Origin of the sequence: Streptomyces sp. NPDC046716 (assembly GCF_040645755.1) — a bacterium.
In the GTDB taxonomy this organism is placed as follows: Bacteria; Actinomycetota; Actinomycetes; order Streptomycetales; family Streptomycetaceae; genus Streptomyces.
This window is the reverse complement of sequence record NZ_JBEYYU010000008.1, coordinates 109,342-126,178: the sequence shown is the minus strand read 5'-3', so window position 1 is coordinate 126,178 and position 16,837 is coordinate 109,342. Positions and strand designations below refer to the sequence as shown.

The 16,837-nt window shown below is 72.0% G+C and carries 11 protein-coding genes; 4 read left to right on the top strand and 7 right to left on the bottom strand.

What is annotated here, in order from left to right; translation table 11 throughout:
- Window positions 1-119 precede the first annotated feature (119 nt).
- Window positions 120-1,355, bottom strand: coding sequence for an MFS transporter (locus tag ABZ930_RS08835; protein WP_361543760.1), 1,236 nt, complete (start codon window positions 1,353-1,355; stop codon window positions 120-122).
- A 160-nt stretch (window positions 1,356-1,515) separates the two neighbouring features.
- Between ABZ930_RS08835 and ABZ930_RS08830 the strand changes: the two genes are divergently transcribed.
- The 3 genes from ABZ930_RS08830 to ABZ930_RS08820 all read left to right on the top strand — a co-directional run bounded on the left by ABZ930_RS08830 (window position 1,516) and on the right by ABZ930_RS08820 (window position 4,442).
- Window positions 1,516-2,205, top strand: coding sequence for a FadR/GntR family transcriptional regulator (locus ABZ930_RS08830; RefSeq protein WP_361543757.1), 690 nt, complete (start codon window positions 1,516-1,518; stop codon window positions 2,203-2,205).
- Complete coding sequence (locus ABZ930_RS08825) at window positions 2,202-2,735, top strand: DUF6886 family protein (RefSeq protein ID WP_361543754.1); 534 nt, start codon at window positions 2,202-2,204, stop codon at window positions 2,733-2,735. The genes ABZ930_RS08830 and ABZ930_RS08825 overlap by 4 nt, the downstream gene beginning before the upstream one ends.
- Window positions 2,736-2,801: 66 nt before the next feature.
- Window positions 2,802-4,442 carry a cytochrome bc complex cytochrome b subunit gene (locus ABZ930_RS08820; RefSeq protein ID WP_361543751.1) on the top strand — a complete coding sequence of 547 codons (1,641 nt, stop codon included), beginning with the start codon at window positions 2,802-2,804 and terminating at the stop codon, window positions 4,440-4,442.
- 136 nt (window positions 4,443-4,578) lie between these two features.
- Here the strand turns inward: ABZ930_RS08820 and ABZ930_RS08815 are convergent, their stop codons facing one another.
- Together ABZ930_RS08815 and ABZ930_RS08810 are read right to left on the bottom strand one after the other, a co-directional pair.
- Complete coding sequence (locus tag ABZ930_RS08815; protein ID WP_361543748.1) at window positions 4,579-5,712, bottom strand: serine hydrolase domain-containing protein; 1,134 nt, start codon at window positions 5,710-5,712, stop codon at window positions 4,579-4,581.
- A gap of 223 nt (window positions 5,713-5,935) precedes the next feature.
- Complete coding sequence (locus ABZ930_RS08810) at window positions 5,936-8,812, bottom strand: peroxidase family protein (RefSeq protein WP_361543745.1); 2,877 nt, start codon at window positions 8,810-8,812, stop codon at window positions 5,936-5,938.
- Between the two features lie 336 nt (window positions 8,813-9,148).
- On the opposite strand from ABZ930_RS08810, the gene ABZ930_RS08805 reads away from it, so the two are divergent.
- Window positions 9,149-10,408: a hypothetical protein gene (locus ABZ930_RS08805; RefSeq protein WP_361543742.1), complete on the top strand. Its 1,260-nt coding sequence runs from the start codon at window positions 9,149-9,151 to the stop codon at window positions 10,406-10,408.
- Between the two features lie 18 nt (window positions 10,409-10,426).
- Here ABZ930_RS08805 and ABZ930_RS08800 read toward each other — a convergent pair whose 3' ends face one another.
- From ABZ930_RS08800 to ABZ930_RS08785, 4 genes are all read right to left on the bottom strand, one after another.
- The gene (locus ABZ930_RS08800) at window positions 10,427-13,243 is read right to left on the bottom strand and encodes an NHLP bacteriocin export ABC transporter permease/ATPase subunit (protein ID WP_361543739.1); all 2,817 of its coding nucleotides are present in this window, start codon (window positions 13,241-13,243) and stop codon (window positions 10,427-10,429) included.
- A 1-nt stretch (window position 13,244) separates the two neighbouring features.
- Window positions 13,245-15,470, bottom strand: coding sequence for an NHLP family bacteriocin export ABC transporter peptidase/permease/ATPase subunit (locus ABZ930_RS08795; RefSeq protein WP_361543736.1), 2,226 nt, complete (start codon window positions 15,468-15,470; stop codon window positions 13,245-13,247).
- Window positions 15,467-16,267, bottom strand: coding sequence for an HlyD family efflux transporter periplasmic adaptor subunit (locus ABZ930_RS08790; protein ID WP_361543733.1), 801 nt, complete (start codon window positions 16,265-16,267; stop codon window positions 15,467-15,469). The genes ABZ930_RS08795 and ABZ930_RS08790 overlap by 4 nt, the downstream gene beginning before the upstream one ends.
- A gap of 140 nt (window positions 16,268-16,407) precedes the next feature.
- Complete coding sequence (locus tag ABZ930_RS08785; protein ID WP_361543730.1) at window positions 16,408-16,623, bottom strand: type A2 lantipeptide; 216 nt, start codon at window positions 16,621-16,623, stop codon at window positions 16,408-16,410.
- Between the last annotated feature and the right edge of the window lie 214 nt (window positions 16,624-16,837).

Below are 16,837 nucleotides of genomic sequence, written 5' to 3'. Positions count from 1 at the left end.
GGCCACACCTTGCTCGTGCACGGCCCCTGCGGAACACTGGCCGCAAATCCTATCCCCCGCCCGGCGATCGCAGTGGCAAAGCCCCCCCCTCGCGGGCGCGGGCGCGCGACCCGCGGCGGTCAGGCGTCGAGGTGACGGACCCGGCCCGCGCCCACACCGGCGATGCCCATCGGCACGCACAGCACCGCGAGCAGCGTCAGCGGTACCGTCCAGCCGCCCGTCGCGTCGTGCAGGGCGCCCAGCAGGAACGGTCCGGCGGCGGCGAGCAGATAGCCGACGCCCTGCGCCATTCCGGACATCTCCGCGGCGCGCGCGGCGTCGGGGGAGCGCAGCACGATCACCGCGAGCGCCGTGCTGATCAGCAGGCCGGAGCCGAAGCCCTGCATCAGCATCCAGGCGTACGCGCCGCCGACCGGCGCCACGATCAGGCCGATGAGGGAGCCGAGGAAGAGGAGCGTGCCGACGACGGAGAACGGGACCTGGTTGCGCAGCCGGCCCACGAGGGCGGTGAAGACCAGCGACCCGGCGATGCCGACGAGACTCATCAGGGACAGCATCCAGCCCGCTTCCGTGCTGGACATGCCCTCGCTGGTGAGCATTGCGGGGATCCAGGCGGCGCACGCGTAGTACTGGAGCGACTGCAGCCCCATGGCGAGGGTGACCTGCCAGGCCAGCGGCGACCGCCGCAGGGGCGTACGGGCGGTGGACGCCGTCGTCGGCGTCGCGGGCGGGACGTCGGGGCGGCGCAGTTGCGGCACCCACAGCAGCAGGGCGAGGGCGGACAGGACGGCCCAGACGCCGATCGCGCCGCGCCAGCCGAGCCCGAGCGCGTCGCCCAGCGGCACCGTGACCCCGGCGGCGAGGGCGGCGCCGCAGAACAGGGCCACCGAGTAGAGGCCCATCATCAGGCCGGTGTGCCGGTGGAAGTGGCGCTTGATGATGCTCGGCACCAGGACGTTGGAGAGCGAGATCGCCGCGCCGATCAGGGCCGTGCCGGCGAACAGGGCGGGCAGCCCGGGCGCGAGGCGCAGCGCGATGCCCGCCGTGAGGAGCATCATCATCGCGCCGAGCGCCCGCGTCATGCCGATCCGGCGGGACAGCTTCGCGGCGAACGGGGCGAGGATCCCGAAGCACAGGATCGGCAGCGTGGTCAGCAGGCCCGCCATGGATCCGCTCAGGCCCGTGGAGTCGCGTATCGCGTCCAGCTCGGGGGAGACCGAGACGACGCCGGGCCGCAGATTCATGGCGATCAGCAGGATGCCCGCGGCGAGCAGCCCGGCGACGGGCGGTGCGGGACTCTCGGGGGCCGGGGTCGCGGATGCGGTGGCGCTTGATTGATCGGCAGTCTGCGGCATGCGCACCAACGTAACATCCCATGTTTCATCCTCAAGTAACGGCAAAAGACGCAATGTGGGGCAGAGTCATCAAGAGGCTCGATCCAGATATGGGATATTTGACGGAGGTGCGTGAGGTGAGAACCTGCGTTCACGGGAAAGAGCGAGAGAGGCCGCCACCTTGTCCGAAGCAGCACAGCCGACCCTGGTCCAGCGGACCATCGGGCGCATCGAGCGTGCCATCGAGAGCGGCGAGTGGGCCGTGGGGGACCGCATCCCGGCCGAGGGGCAGCTCGTCGAGGCGCTCGGCGTGGGGCGCAACACCGTGCGCGAGGCGGTGCGCGCGCTGTGCCACACCGGGCTGCTCGAGGCCCGGCGCGGCGACGGGACGTACGTCCGCGCGGCCAGCGACCTCAACGCCGCTCTCCAGCGGCGCCTGCGCCGGGCCGAGTTGAAGCATGTGCTCCAGGTGCGTCTGGCCATCGAGCGGGAGGCGGCACCGGCCGCCGCCGTCCACCGCGGCGAGGACGACCTGGCCCGCATCCTGTCCGCCTTCCTCGCCCGGCGCCGCGCGCAGGAGAGCGGCGACGCGGCCGCCTACGTCGACGGCGACCTGGAGTTCCACCGCGCCATCGTCGCCGCCGGCGGCAACCCGCTGATGACCGAGCTCTACGAATCCCTGGCCGAGGCCGTGCGCGACAGCATCGCGTCGCTGCGCCCGAGCTGGGCACCGGAGCTCCCCGGCGCCTGCGCCCACGAGGACCTCGCCGACGCGATCGCCCGCCGCGACCCCGAAGCGGCGACCAAGGCCGCCTGGGCGCACACCCAGACCGTGGAGGCCGCCATGGAGCGGATGGGGGAGAAGGCGTGAGGCCGGGGCCGGGTGAGGTGCTGCACTTCTCCGAGGACCCGGCGATCACCGGGTTCCGCCCGCACGTCGCCGCCACCGCACGGCAGGCCGAGCCCTACGTCTGGGCGGTCGACGCCGCCCAGGCGCCCGCCTACTGGTTCCCGAGGCAGTGCCCCCGCGCCCTGGCCTGGGTCACCGGGACCACCACGGAGGCCGACCGGCGTGCCGTGTTCGGAGCCGCCCCCGAGGAGCGGGTGCACACGGTCGAGTACGGCTGGGCCGAGCGGATGCGCACCGTGCGCCTCTACGCCTACCGGCTGCCCGCCGACCGCTTCCGGCCCTTCGGCGGGCCCGAGCCGCACGCCTGGGTCGCCCGGGAGGCCGTGCGGCCCCTCGGCCCGGCCGAACCGGTCGGTGATCTGCTGACGCTCCATCAAGAAGCCGACATCCAGCTCAGGTTCGTCAACAATCTCTGGACATACTGGGACGCGGTCACCACCAGCACCCTGGGTTTCAGCGGTATCCGGCTGCACAACGCCACCCCGCGCTGACCACTGTCGAAGGGCCCGCGCCCGGCTCTACTCTGGCTGTGCCTCAACGGTCTTGAGGGGGGTCGCATGAGCGAGAGCAGCGCGCGACGTGAGTCACCGCCGAAGAGTGGTGAACGCCTCGCGGACTGGGCGGACGGCCGGCTCGGCATCTACCAGCTGGCCAAGTCCCAGATGCGGAAGGTCTTTCCCGACCACTGGTCGTACATGTTCGGTGAGATATGCCTGTACAGCTTCATCATCCTCATACTCACCGGCACGTACCTGACGTTCTTCTTCAAACCCACCGCCGCCGAAGTCGTCTACAACGGCAGCTACGAACCACTCAGGGGCATCCTCGTCTCCAAGGCGTACGACTCGACCCTGCACATCAGCATGGAAGTGCGCGGCGGCCTGCTGATCCGGCAGATCCACCACTGGGCCGCGCTCGTCTTCGTCGCCGGGATGCTCGCGCACATGATGCGCGTGTTCTTCACCGGCGCGTTCCGCAAGCCGCGCGAGGTCAACTGGCTGTTCGGCTGGACCCTGTTGATGCTCGGCATCGTCACCGGACTGACCGGCTACTCGCTGCCCGACGACCTGCTCTCCGGAACGGGCCTGAAGTTTGCGCACGGCGCGATCCTGTCGGTGCCGATCGTGGGCACGTACCTGGCGTCCTTCCTGTTCGGCGGGGACTTCCCGGGCGACGACTTCATCGCCCGGCTCTACCCCGTCCACATCCTGCTGCTGCCCGGCATCATGCTGGCCCTGGTCGCGGCCCATCTGATCCTGGTCTTCTACCACAAGCACACCCAGTTCGCGGGCCCCGGACGCAGCGAGAAGAACGTCGTCGGAGCACCCCTCATGCCGATCTACATGGCGAAGGCGGGCGGCTTCTTCTTCCTGGTCTTCGGCGTCCTCGCGCTGATGGGCGCGGTCGCGACGATCAACCCGGTGTGGGCCTTCGGGCCGTACCGCACGGACCTCGTCACCACCGGCGCCCAGCCCGACTGGTACCTGGGCTTCTCCGAGGGGCTGATCCGGGTGATGCCGGGATGGGAGATCAACGCCTGGGGCCACACCGTCGCCCTCGGCGTGTTCATCCCGTTCTCGCTCTTCCCGCTGATCATGATGCTGATCGCCGTGTACCCGTTCCTGGAGGCCTGGGTCACCGGCGACCGGCGCGAGCACCACGTCAGCCAGCGTCCGCGCAACCATCCGGTGCGGACCGGCCTCGGCGTGGCCTGGCTGGTGCTGTACGCCGTGCTGCTGATCGGCGGCGGCAACGACATCGTGGCGACCCATCTGCGGCTGTCCATCAACGCCATCACCTGGGCGGTCCGGATCGGCTTCTTCGTGGCGCCCGTCCTCGCCTTCGTCGTCACCCGGCGGATCTGCAACGGGCTGCAGCACCGCGACCGCGAGAAGGCGCTGCACGGCCGCGAGTCCGGCATCATCAAGCGGCTGCCGCACGGCGAGTACATCGAGGTCCACGAGCCGCTGACCCGCGCCGAGCTGTACACGCTGAACGCCCATGAGCAGCCCGCCGCCTACGAGTTGGGGCCGCGCGTCGACGACAACGGGGTGGCGCGCAGGTTCACGGTGCGCCAGCGGGTCCGGGCCCGCCTCGCCAAGGCGATGTACGGGCCCGGTACCTATGTGCCGAAGGCCACGGAGGAGGAGTACCGGGCCCTGCACGCGGGCTGGCACGAGTCGGAGCGGGTGGACTGACCGTCCGCGGCTCTCGTCGTGGCCGGTCGCGCAGTTCCCCGCGCCCCTGGACGAGCGGAGCTCGTTTCAGGGGCGCGGGGAACCGCGCGAGAAGCCCCACCGGGCCGCGCGTGACGAACTGCCCAGCGGCGCAGCCCTACGCCGCGTACGACCAGAAGTCCCGCATGATCTGCGGCGGCGTCGGCCCGCTCATCGCCAGCTGGGTCATCAGGATCGTCACCGCCCCCGTCGACGGAGTGAGATACGCGGCGGTGCCGGTGCCGCCCACCCAGCCGTAGCGCCCCGGCACCTGCCACTTCTCGCGCGGCTCCACGTCCACCGAGCCGCCGAAGCCCCAGCCCTGGCCCTCCGTGAACAGCTCGCTCGCCCTGCGCTGTTCGGCCGTCAGATGGTCCGTCGTCATCAGCCGCACCGACTCGGCGGAGAGCACCGGACCGCCGCCCGCGAGCAGCATCCGGGCGAAGGCCCACCAGTCGTCGGCCGTGGAGACGAGCCCGCCCGCGCCGGAGGGGAACGCGGGCAGGCCGCTCCACTGGCCGTCCGGCGCGTCGACCGGTTCGCGGCCGCCGTCGGACGTGGGGACGTAACTGTGGGTGAAGCGGCCGCGCGCGGCGGCCGGCACCTCGAAGCCGGTGTCCTTCATGCCGAGCGGCGTGAAGATCCGTTCGGCCAGGTAGTCGGGCAGGGAGGTGCCGGTGACCCGCGCGATGAGAACGCCCTGGATGTCGGAGCACGTGTTGTAGAGCCAGGCCTCGCCCGGCTGGTGCAGCAGCGGCACCCGGGCGAGCGCCGCGAGCCAGGTGTCCGGCTCGGCCACCCGCTGCGGGTGGTGGGGGTCCATGAGGGGGAACAGGAGCTCCATCACGGGCAGCGAGAAGTCCGACGTGAAGCCCCAGCCCGCGCGGAACGTCAGCAGGTCCTCGACGGTCACCGGGCGGGCCGCGGGGACGACGTCCTCCACCGGGCCCGCGGGGTCGCGGACCACGTTCGGCGAGGCCAGCTCCGGCAGCCAGTGGGCGACCGGCGAGTCCAGCGCGAGCCGCCCGTCCTCGATCAGGGTCATGACGGCGGCCGCCACGATCGGCTTGGTGATCGAGGCGATCCGGAAGATCGAGTCCCGCGCGAGCGGGGCCGTGCCCTCGGCGTCGGCGTGGCCGACGACCGCCACCTCGACCTCGTCACCCCGGGCCACCAGGCCCACGGCTCCCGGCACCGGGCCCTCGTCGACATGCGGTGCGAGTACGCGGGCCAGCCCACTGGAGTCGGTCATCGTCAGTCACCCTTCCCGGAAAAGTACGGACGACAAGAGTGACTCCGAAAGCGCCCTCGACTCATCGGCCGGGCCCACCGTCCCACAGCGTGTCGTGGGCTCGGTGGGCGTCGGTGTCCCTCGAACGGGCGGTCCGGCATCGTCGCCCCGTGGCCGCCAGACCGTCTCCAAGAAGGGGCGGGCCGGCAGGTCGTCGAGACCCCGACGGCCCGCCGACGGACCGTCAGCCGCTCTCCTGCGCGGCTCCGTTCTCGACCGGCGGTACCGGCCGCCACGGCGCGAACGCGCTCGCCTCGCGCGGCAGCAGCCCCGCCAGCTCCGGGCAGTGGCGCAGCACGACCGACTTCATGCCGCCCTTCTCCACCCAGTCGATGCCCAGCGGCGTGTAGATCTCCGGGCGGTAGTCCACGGTGAGGAAGCGGTCGCTCTGCAGCCGCCGCGTCGCCATCAGGATGAAGATCCGGAAGGCGGTGTCGGAGAAGCCGAAGCCGGTCGGCGGGTTCTCCGCGAACAGGCCGACGACCGTGTCGATCTCGTCGACGTCGCGGTACACGTCCTTGAGGCGGGCCAGCGTCTCCGGGTCCCGCGTCAGATCCTCGAAGCGGCGCACGCGCTCCTTGTGCAGCCCCGCCCGGAAGTCGTTGTAGCGCGGCACACCGCGGCGCCGGGAGCGCACCAGGTCGACCACCGACAGGTCGATGATCTCCCCCTCGCGCTGGAAGTGCCGCAGGGCGTCCGGGTAGTTGTGGAGCGTGATCGCGCCCGGATGGGCGATGCCGAACGAGTACAGCGTGTTCGCCAGGCCCGTCTTGCGGATCTGGCTCTCGGCCGCGGCCCCCTGGATGTCGTGGAAGCCGAGCGTCTCCAGACGCTGCCCGAAGTGGAACTCGCGCAGCTCGTAGTCGTCCGGGATCAGCGGATGCATCCGGTAGACCGTGACGAAGTCCTCGGTGAGCGAGTACGGCGCCCCGTGGTGGTCCGGCATCGTCTTCGGGATGCCGGTCAGTGCGTGCGATTCGAGCAGCCACAGGCCGAGCTGGTTGAGCCAGTTGCGCGGTGGGCCCTGCCAGTTGGTGTGCAGCCCGACGTCGATCGTCTTCGTCGCGAGGATCGCCGGCGTCCACTCCACCGTGTGGATCTTCGCGATGAGCGCGGACACGACGAGCCGCGCCGTGTGGTAGATCCGCTCCTCGCTCAGCGACGGATACTCGGCGCGCAGCGCGTCGCAGACCGTGTTGTGCTCGCGCGCGAACAGCGTGTGCATCGCGCTGAGCCCCATCCACCAGTTGTCCTTGAACCCGGTGAGCGGGATGCCGGTGCGGTCGATCGGGATGTGCCCGCCCTCGAGCAACAGCCGCGCGCCACCGTCGGGTTCACGCATCGAGCGGGCCGTCCGCTCGTCGCCGCCGTACACCTCGGAGCCGTCCCACCAGTGCGAGGCGGTGTTCCCGAAGAGGATCGGCGGCTGGTCGCCGGGCAGCTCGATGCCCTCGTTCTCGGCGAACCGCATCACGTTCTCTTCCGGCCCGTTCGGCTGGTTGACCCAGGTGCCGCCGCCCGGCGGCAGCGGAACCTCGACGGTCCTGCCGCCCTCCTTGTACCGCCGGTGGTTCACCCAGTCGTGCACCTGGAACTGGATCCAGGCCGCGGCCAGGATGTTGAGGCCGGTCGCCGGGACGAAGCTCTCCCGGGCGAGCAGCTGGCGGCTGACCGTCACCGGGTTCGGGGTGTCGAAGAGATCGGGCCGGTACACGGGCTTCAGGTTGCGGCCGAACGCCGCGCCGACCGCGCCCATCGACGGAGCCGAGAGATCGTTGTGGGTGCCGTCGTACGAGCGTGCCGTCCGCAGTCGCTCGTCGACCGGCACCGGCACCTGTGTCGCCTTCGGCGGGGCCTCCTGCACATCGGTGTCGATGAGGTTGAACCGCCGCAGCGTCTTGCGCAGGAACACCAGGTTCAACAGGCCCGCGTCCAGCGGGAGTTTGTGCCACGGAACGACCCGGTTCAGGAACCGGAAGGCGAGCGCGAAGGGGACGTCGAGGACCTGGTTGCGCAGCGGTTCCTCGGTCGTGAAGCGGGTGCCGCCGCGTTGGGCCGCGCTCGCCTCGTACGCGACCTTGCGGGCCCGGTTCAGATTGCCGAGCGGCCGGAACTCCTCGGTGGTGAACCAGGGGTTGAAGGCCAGCTCCTCGGTCCGCCGGGCCGCCGACCGGGCCTCGGCCGTCGTGATGTCCTGCCGCGGGATCGTCAGCCGGGCCACCGCGACCGGCGGCGACACGGCCTCCTTCCACTCCACCGACCCGTCCTCGACCGGGGTCCTGCGGTCGTCGACGTACCGCTGCACGCACAGGTCGAAGGAGACGTCGTCGCGGGCGAGGCGCCGCGCGAGCTCCTTGTGCAGGAAGTCCGGGTCCGTGCGGTCGGGGCGCGGGTCCGCGGCGCCGCCGACGGAGGGGCGCAGCAGATAGCGGACCGGTCCCGCCTCGCCCCACAGGATGGCGCCACGGCTCCAATACGTCTCGCGCGCCAGGCTGTTGACGGTGTGCCGGGTCGCGGCCTGCACATTGCGCCGCATCCGGGCCGCCGTCCTGAGCCCCACGGCGAGCGGCAGCTTCACGAACAGCCCGAACGCCTTCTGCAGCGGGGTGCGTGCCCCGGCCATCGCCTTGGCGAACGCCACGAACTCACGGGCGTCGCGGGCGTGCGACACGGGGAAGCTCGTCGCGAGCAGGTCGTGGCTCTCCTCGCCGGTCACCTGGAGGCGCACGGCGACACCGTGCAGATCCGGAGCGCCGTCCGGGCCGTGCATGCCACTGGCGTTGGAGAGCCGCACCGTCGCCGGATAGTCGGCGCCGGGGCGGGCGAAGCCGGCGCTGAGCGCGGCGGGCAGATCGTCGTTGAACCGCAGGCGGGCGTTCTCCACGCCGAGCGCCGCCTTCGCGTGGAAGGCGCGCTCGTAGCCCTGGGCGCCGCTCGCCCCGCGGTTCGCCACCTGGACGCGCATGATCTCGCGGGCCAGCCGCTGGAAGACGAGGCGCTCGGCCTCGGGGCTGCCGCCCTCGTACCGCTCGTACTGTGCGTACCGTTCGGTCTCGGCCATCGGTTGCCGTCCCTGTCGTAAGGTGCGGACGTCCTGCGCGTGGGTGCCTGTACGCGCACGGGGAGGGGTCAGCGACGCTAGCGGCGCCGTCTCGCGCCCCGCAGCGTCCGTTCCCGCCATGTGACGGAGACGGCCGACGGGACGAACGCGCGTCTACGTGAGCGGATTCGGGCTCGTCAGGAGCGGATGCCCGGCCGGTCCGGACCGGCGCGGCCCACCGTGTGCCGCCCGGCCCCCATCCGTCCCATCCGACCGGCCCGCCGATGGCCGGTCGGCGACATCTTGACGGCGCGGGACGGCGGTGGTGTGCTCGGCAGCCCGCCCCGGGAGGTTCCCATGCGGGTCACGACCGAGCACGGCCCCGGCTTCGCGGAGCTGCGCCCCCTGAAGGATCCGGTCCACGTGGCGGCGGACGGCGGCTTCCCCGTCTACCCCGACCTGCCGTACCGGCTGACCGAGGACAAGGGCCACCCCGATCCGGACGGCGTCCTGCCGCACGTGATGGCGACCCTCTCCGCCTACTCCTACGCGGGCTTCGACCAGGAGAGCGACCCCGGGACGGTCGCGATGATGGCGACCCGGCTCGGCCTGGAGAAGAACCGCTGCCGCACCTTCGAGCAGCGCGTCGACGCCCTCTACATCGCGTCGGCGGCGTACCTCCTGCAGGACGAGGACCGCAGGACCGCCATCCTCTGCTACCGGGGCACCCAGCCCGAGGACATCATCAGCATCCTCACCGACGCCGACGTACGCCCCGACACGCTCCGCGTCGACCTCGGCGACGACCGGGGACCGTACCCGGTGCACGCCGGGTTCTACCGCAACATGCGGGCCACCCGCTACGCCGTCCTCGGCTCCCTCGAGCGGGCCGTGCGGGGCGAGTCCATCGACCCGGAGGAACCCGGCACCCGGGGCGGCGGACTCGAAGCGCTCTACATCACCGGACACAGTCTGGGCGCCGCGATGGCCGCGCTGATGGCCGTCACCCTCCTGCACGAACCGCGCTACGCCCCCGTCGCCCGCTGTCTGCGGGCCGTCTACACCTTCGGCCAGCCGATGCTCGGCGGCCCGGAACTCGCCGAGGCCTGCGAGCGCGCCACCGACGGACACGGCAACCACCCGCTGCGCGACCGGCTGCTGCGCTACATCTACGACCGTGACGTGGTGCCCGCGCTTCCGCCCCGCCCCGTCGGCCCCTACGCCCCCTTCGGCCGGGAGTTCCACTTCCGCCGGGCCCGGCACGGCCTGGACGCGGTGTTCGCGGCCACCGCCGACGCCGCGACCGAGGCCGTCGCGCTCCCCGGCGACCTGCTCACCGGCGCCGATCCGGTGCGCCGGCTGCGGCGCATCGCCTCCGTACCGGAGCGGGCGACGGGACACGGCTGGACGGAACGCCGCGCCCCGGCACCGCACTACCCGCAGATGGACAGCCTCGCCGGGCTCGCGGTGGTGGCGCCGCTCGCGTTCCTCGCCGCCCGGCTCGCCCTGACCCGGTCCCTGCCCTTCAAGTACTCCTTCGAGGACCACGGGCCCGGCCACTACGTCAACGCCCTCGCCCCGCCGGGGGTGTTGAGCGAGTTCGGGGACCGGCTCTGACGGCGGCCGCGGTCCGGTTCACGCCATCTGTCGCCGCACCAGCTCGTGCAGCCGGCCGCCCGCGTCCCGCAACAGCTCCTGCGGAGCGCCCTGCTGCACGACACGGCCCTCGGACATCACCACCACCCGGTCCGCGTCGAGCACGGTCGACAGCCGGTGGGCGATGACGATCCGGGTCGCGTTCAGCTTGCGGGTGCTGTCGATCACCGTGCGCTGCGTCTCGTTGTCCAGCGCGCTCGTCGCCTCGTCGAAGAAGAGGAGGCGCGGGCGCCGGATCAGCGCCTGCGCGATCATCAGGCGCTGGCGCTGCCCGCCGGAGATCGCGCCAGTGCCCGCGATCAGCGTGTGCAGCCCCATCGGCATCCGCCGGATGTCCTCGGCGAGCCCCGCCATCTCCGCCGCCTCCCACGCCTCCTCCTGCGTGAACGCCTCGGCGCCGCAGATGCAGTCGAGGATCGAGCCGGTCAGCGGCTGCGCGTTCTGCAGCACCACCCCGCACTGGCGCCGCACCGCCGACTGGTCGAGCGCGGTCAGGTCCTGGCCGTCGTAGAGGACGCTGCCGTGCGTGGGCGCGTCGAAGCCGATCAGCAGCCGCAGCAGCGTCGATTTGCCGCAGCCGCTCTCGCCGACCACCGCCACGAACTCGCCCGGCCGCACGGCCAGCGACACGTCGTCGAGGACCAGCGGGCCGTCGTCGGTGTACCGGAAGGACAGGCCGCGCGCCTCCAGGGCCCCGGTCAGCTCGCCCGGCCGGCCCGCCGCCTCGCGCACCTCGGGCTCCGCGTCGAGCACCGGCTTGATCTGCTCGTACATCGGCAGCACGGCCGCCGCGGACAGGAGCGCGCCGGTCAGCTGGGTCACCGACGTCAGCAGCATCGCCACCGAGGTGTTGAACGTGAGGAACGCCGCCGCCGACAGCGAGCCGCGCGCGGGACCCGCGAGCAGCATGAACATCAGCAGCGAACACAGCGGCAGATAGACGGAGTTGAGGACCGTCGTCACGTTCTTGATACGGCCCGCGCGCCGCTGCAGCTCCCGGCTGCGGGCGAACTGGTCGGCCCACGCCGCGTACGCGAAGCTCTCCGCGCCCGCGACCCGCAGCTTCGGCAGCCCGCGCAGGGTCTGGAAGGCCTGGTTGTTGAGCCGGTTGCCGAGCTTCACCAGACGGCGCTGCCAGCGCAGTTCCCACAGCCCGAGGGTGAGGAAGAGCGCGGCGACCACGGCCAGCATGCCGAGCGCGGCCAGCGCGAGCGGCACGCTGTAGACGAGGAGCAGGACGAGGTTCATCACGCCGATCGTCGTCGCCTGCACCACCACCGGGCCGACCCCCGACAGGAGTCGCCGGATCGCGCTGATGCCCATCGCCGCGCTCGCCAGCTCACCCGTGGACCGGGCCGCGAAGAACCGGGTCGGCAGTCTCAGCAGGCGGTCCCAGACGGCCGGCTGGAGGACGCTCTCCACCCGGCCCTCGACCCGCAGCACCGTGAGGTTCTGCACCAGGGTGAACGCCGCCGACACCACCCCGGCGACGACGACCGCCAGGGACACCTGGGTGACGAGGTCGGTCTGCGCGTTCGGCACATAGGTACCGAGGACCTGGCCCGTCGCGATCGGCACGAGCGCGCCGAGGCCGACCGTCACCAGGCCCGCGAGGAGCAGCCTGCGCACGTCGCCGCCCATGGCCCGCAGACTGAACCGGGCCAGCCGCCACGGACTCAACTCGCCCTCGGGCAGCGGGCGGTAGAGCAGCACGGCCCGCTCGTCGAAGTCCTCGGCGTTGTCCTCGTCGATCCGGGTGCGGCGCTCGCCCGCCGGGTGCACCGCCTCGTACCCGCCGCGCCGCCACAGCAGCGCGACCGGCGCCCCGGACGCGGCCCGGAAGCCGACCAGGGGCCCCGAGTCCTGCCGCCACCAGTCGCCGGTGAGCCGCACCGGACGGGTCCGGATCCGGGACGCCAGCGCGATCTGCTCGATCGGGTCGACCCGATCGCTGACCGCGCCGCCGCGCCCCGGCTCGACGAGCGTGATGCCCGCCGCCCGGGCCACCACCTTGCAGGCCGCGTACGTCGCGTCGACCCCGGCCTCCGTGCCCCGGGCCCGGCGCCGCTGCGTCCCGATGGAGGCGAGCAGGGTGCGGTCGGCCTGCTCGCGGACGGCCTCGCCCGCGCGGATCCCGGCGGCCGCCCGGTCCTCGTGCGCGCTCTCCATCCGCTCGATCCAGCGGTCGAGCGTCGACAGGAGGCGGTACTGCTGGTTCACCATGCGCTGCCACAGGCCGCCGTCCACCAGCAGATCGGCGGCGGCGTCGGCCGCGTACGCGGAGCCGTACTGCACGCTGCCGGGGGAGAGCTGCGGCCACAGCACGTCGTCGTCGGTGACGGCGTCCTCGGCGGCCCGGCCGTCGCGCCCGTCGAGCGGTGCCTCGAACAGCACCCGCTGCCCGCGGCCCACCCCGAGCGCGAACGCCTCCTCCAGCAGGCTCCACGCCATGTCGTACGAGCCCTGGGAGGCGTCAGCGCTGTAGGGGAGCTCGCGCAGCGGCACGCGGCGGACCGAGCAGCCCGCCAGCGGGCGTCCGACCAGCGTGTGCTGGGTGCCCTCGACCGGGCCGAGGAGCAGCGTGCCCGGCTCCAGCCGGCCCAGGAAGTGCCAGTGACCCTGCGCGTGGACGTCCACCGCGAACAGGTCGAGCGCCCCGCCCGCGACGAGCCACAGCACCTGCGGCCCCTCCAGCGGCAGGCTGCGCAGCCCGGTGCAGTCGACCGGCGCGCCGAGCCCGCCGAACGCGGCGACGACCTGGTCCGCCGAGGTGAACTCCGGTTCCGTGTAGGTCACTTCAGTGCTCCCTGACCAGCTCGGCGTACGGCCCGCCCGCCGCCACCAGATGCTCGTGGCGGCCGCGCTCGACGATCTGCCCCTGGTCGAGGACCACGATCTCGTCGCTGTCGCGGACGGTGGACAGCCGGTGGGCGATGACGACGCAGGCGCAGCCGCGCCGCCGGATGTTGTCCATCACGTGCCGCTCGGTCTCGGCGTCCAGGGCGCTGGTCACCTCGTCGAGCACGAGGATGCTCGGGCGGCGCACCAGCGCCCGCGCGATCTCCAGACGCTGGCGCTGCCCGCCGGAGAAGTTGCGGCCGTCCTGCTCGACCCGGCCGTGGATCCCGCCGGTCCGCCGTGCCACCACGTCGTACAGGCACGCGTCGCGCAGCGCCTCCATGACGGCCTCGTCGGTGATCGACGGGTCCCACAGCGCCACGTTGTCGCGCACGGTCCCCTCGAAGAGGAAGACGTCCTGGTCGACGAAGGAGACGGACGCGGCGAGCGCGCCGCGCGGAATGTCGTCCAGGCGCCGGTCGTCGATCCGGATGACGCCCTCCCACGGCGCGTACAGGCCCGAGATCAGCCGGGACACCGTCGACTTGCCGCTGCCGGACCCGCCGACCAGCGCGACCTGCTGCCCGGGTCCGACCGTGAGGGAGAAACCGGAGAGCAGCGGCTTGTCGAGCGGGCTGTAGCCGAACGTGATGCCGTCCAGCTCCACCTGCCCGCGCAGCCGCCGCGTGCTCTGCGCCTGCTCGGGCCGCGCGTACAGGGTGTCGACGGGAAAGTTCTCCACGTCCTTGAGCCGGGCCACGTCCGCGGCGAAGTCCTGGATGCGGCCCGCGACCCCGTTCAGCCGGGTGATCGGCGCGGTGAACCGGGTGACCAGCGCCTGGAAGGCGACCAGCAGGCCCACCGACAGATGCCCCTCGATCGCCCGCAGCCCGCCGATCCACAGGATCAGTGCGCTGTTGAGCGTCGCGAGCGTCGGCGCGACGATCCCCAGCCAGGCGCTCGGCACCCCGAGCTTCTGCTGCTCCTCCAGCGTCGTGGCGTGCTGCCCGGCCCACTTGCGGAAGTAGCCGTCCTCGCCGCCGGTGGCCTTCATCGTCTCGATCAGCTGCAGGCCGGTGTAGGAGGTGTTGGTGAGCCGCGCCGAGTCCGCCCGCAGTTTCTGCGTGCCCGTCGCGCGCAGCCGGACCACGATCCGCATCGCCACCACGTTCAGCAGCGCGATGCCGACGCCGACCATCGTCAGCTGCGGGTCGTACGACCAGAGCAGCGCCGCGTACAGCAGCACCACGATGCCGTCGACCCCGGCCGCCGTCAGATCGCGGGCCAGCGTCTCGGCGACCGCGTCGTTCGACTGGAGCCGCTGCACCAGGTCGGCCGGACTGCGCTGGGAGAAGAACGTGACGGGCAGCCGCAGCAGATGCCCGAAGAACCGGGCGCTGCTCAGCGTGGACGAGATGATCCGGCCGCGCAGCAGATTCGCCTGCTGCAACCAGGTCAGCGCCGCCGTCAGCGCCACCATCGCGCCCATCGACGCGAACAGCGCCCCCAGCAAAGAGGTCTGATCACCTATCAGGAAGAGATCGATATAGGTCTTGCTCAGTGCGGGCACCGCCGCGCCCACCGCCACCAGCAGCAGGCTCGCGAGCAGCGCGGCGAGCATCGTGCCCGTCGTGCCGCGCAGCCGCCCGGGCAGCGCCTTCAGCACACCGGGCCGCCGCCCGCCGGCCGTGAATCCGTCGCCCGGCTCCAGGACCAGCACGACACCGGTGAAGCTGGAGTCGAAGTCCTCCAGCGGCACGAACCTGCGGCCCTTGTCGGGATCGTTGATGGACACACCCCGACGGCCGAACCGCCGGGTGAGGCCCTCGTACACGACGTAGTGGTTGAACTCCCAGAACAGGATGGCCGGCCCCTGCACCTCGGCGAGCGCGGCGGGCTCCATCTGCATGCCCCTGGCGGTCATCCCGTAACTGCGCGCCGCCTTGAGGAGGTTGCTGGCCCGCGAGCCGTCGCGCGAGACGCCGCACGCGATGCGCAGCTCCTCCAGCGGGACGTGCCGGCCGTGGTGCGCGAGCACCATCGCCAGGGCGGCGGCGCCGCACTCGACGGCCTCCATCTGGAGCACCGTCGGGGTGCGTACCGTGCGGCGCCGCTTGCGCGGCGGGGGAGCGGGCCTGGCCCGGCGGCGGCCGTGGCCCGCGGGCGGAAGGGAGGTCGTCGTCACGGCAGTAGCCAGTCGATCGGGCGCTGGGCCGCGAGGTGCACGGCGCCGGAGGTCAGGGTCATGGAGGTGAGTGGATAGGGCGGCCCGTCCTCGGTCGACCAGGCGTAACCCGACTTCGTGGAGGCCGACTTGGTCAGCTGGACGAGGACCGGCACGCGGGTGCCGCCCTTCGTGAACTGCCCGGCCAGCTCACTGTCGCCGAGGAAGTCGGCGACCTGCCGACGCGTCTGCGGGGCCCGGCCGACGGCCTTCACGGTGCCGCGCAGCACCCCGTAGCTCTGCGCGGCGGGCACGGTCAGATCGACGGAGGCCCCGGCCGGGATGTTCGCCGCTCCGGTGGCGGGCACGTAGACCATGGCCACCAGCGGATCGCGGGCGGAATCCGTCTTCTCGACGGTCGCCACGTCGGCGCCGGTGCGGACCACGGAGCCGATCCGTGCGACGAGTGCGGTGACGCGCCCGGCGTCGATGGCCCGCACGGCCCGGTTCCCCTGCTCCGTACGGATTTTGAAGAGGACGGTGTCCGCGGCGACCCGCTGCCCCTCCTTCACGTACACGCCGGTGACCTGTCCCGTCACCGGGGTCTGAAGCACGTAACTGCCCTGCCCGTAAGTGAGGATGCCGCTCGCCCTGAGCGTCGACGACACCGATCCGGTCACCGCCCACACGGACGCGGCCGCCATCACGACGACCGTGACGGCGAGCGCGAGCAGGCCTTGCGGCCGGGCGAGCCGCACCGGGAGGTCGAGGCTCTCGGGTGACTGCAGTTTGGACAGGGCCTGTTGGCGGAACTGCACGGGGGTCTTCCCTTACGTCGCTGAAGCCCGGGCGCGCGAGACCGTCGCCCGGACGTGCCCGTAGGCCCCGGGACGCGAGGTCCCGAGGCCTGGGGCGCGCGGCCCGTCAGGTGGGCGGCGCGAAGATCCGGTGGATCGGCTCAGAGGCCGGAGACCAGACCCGTGACAGCACCGGTGTTCAGGCCGGTGAGGCCCTCGACCGTGTTGGTGAGACCGGCGACCGTGCCGGAGACCGGGACGATGCCGTCGACCGTGGTGGTGACCTGGCCGACGAGGCCGCCGACGAGACCGCCGGAGACGTTGTCCAGCTCGGCGTCGGAAATCTCGAGGGTCTCGACCTTGGGGGTGTTGCTCATGAGGTGAGCCGCCCTTCTCATAGGTATCAGAGGGTATTTCGCAAAACGTGGAAGGTGCCGTGATCCGGTGGCGCCGAATCCGTCGCCGTTCCGCGATGCGGAGGATCAAAGCACGTTGACGCGTCGCACAGCCAATCGGAAGGTCGCCGGTCAGAGGGGATGTGCTCGCTCAATTACCAAGACGTGCAGGCCCGTTCACGAACGGGTGGCAACG

Excerpts from the sequence above, each read along its gene's own strand:
- ABZ930_RS08835 (WP_361543760.1), bottom strand. The coding sequence starts at position 1,355 with ATGCCGCAGACTGCCGATCAATCAAGCGCCACCGCATCCGCGACCCCG.
- ABZ930_RS08820 (WP_361543751.1), top strand. The coding sequence starts at position 2,802 with ATGAGCGAGAGCAGCGCGCGACGTGAGTCACCGCCGAAGAGTGGTGAA.
- ABZ930_RS08815 (WP_361543748.1), bottom strand. The coding sequence starts at position 5,712 with ATGACCGACTCCAGTGGGCTGGCCCGCGTACTCGCACCGCATGTCGAC.
- ABZ930_RS08810 (WP_361543745.1), bottom strand. The coding sequence starts at position 8,812 with ATGGCCGAGACCGAACGGTACGCACAGTACGAGCGGTACGAGGGCGGC.
- ABZ930_RS08805 (WP_361543742.1), top strand. The coding sequence starts at position 9,149 with ATGCGGGTCACGACCGAGCACGGCCCCGGCTTCGCGGAGCTGCGCCCC.
- ABZ930_RS08785 (WP_361543730.1), bottom strand. The coding sequence starts at position 16,623 with ATGAGCAACACCCCCAAGGTCGAGACCCTCGAGATTTCCGACGCCGAG.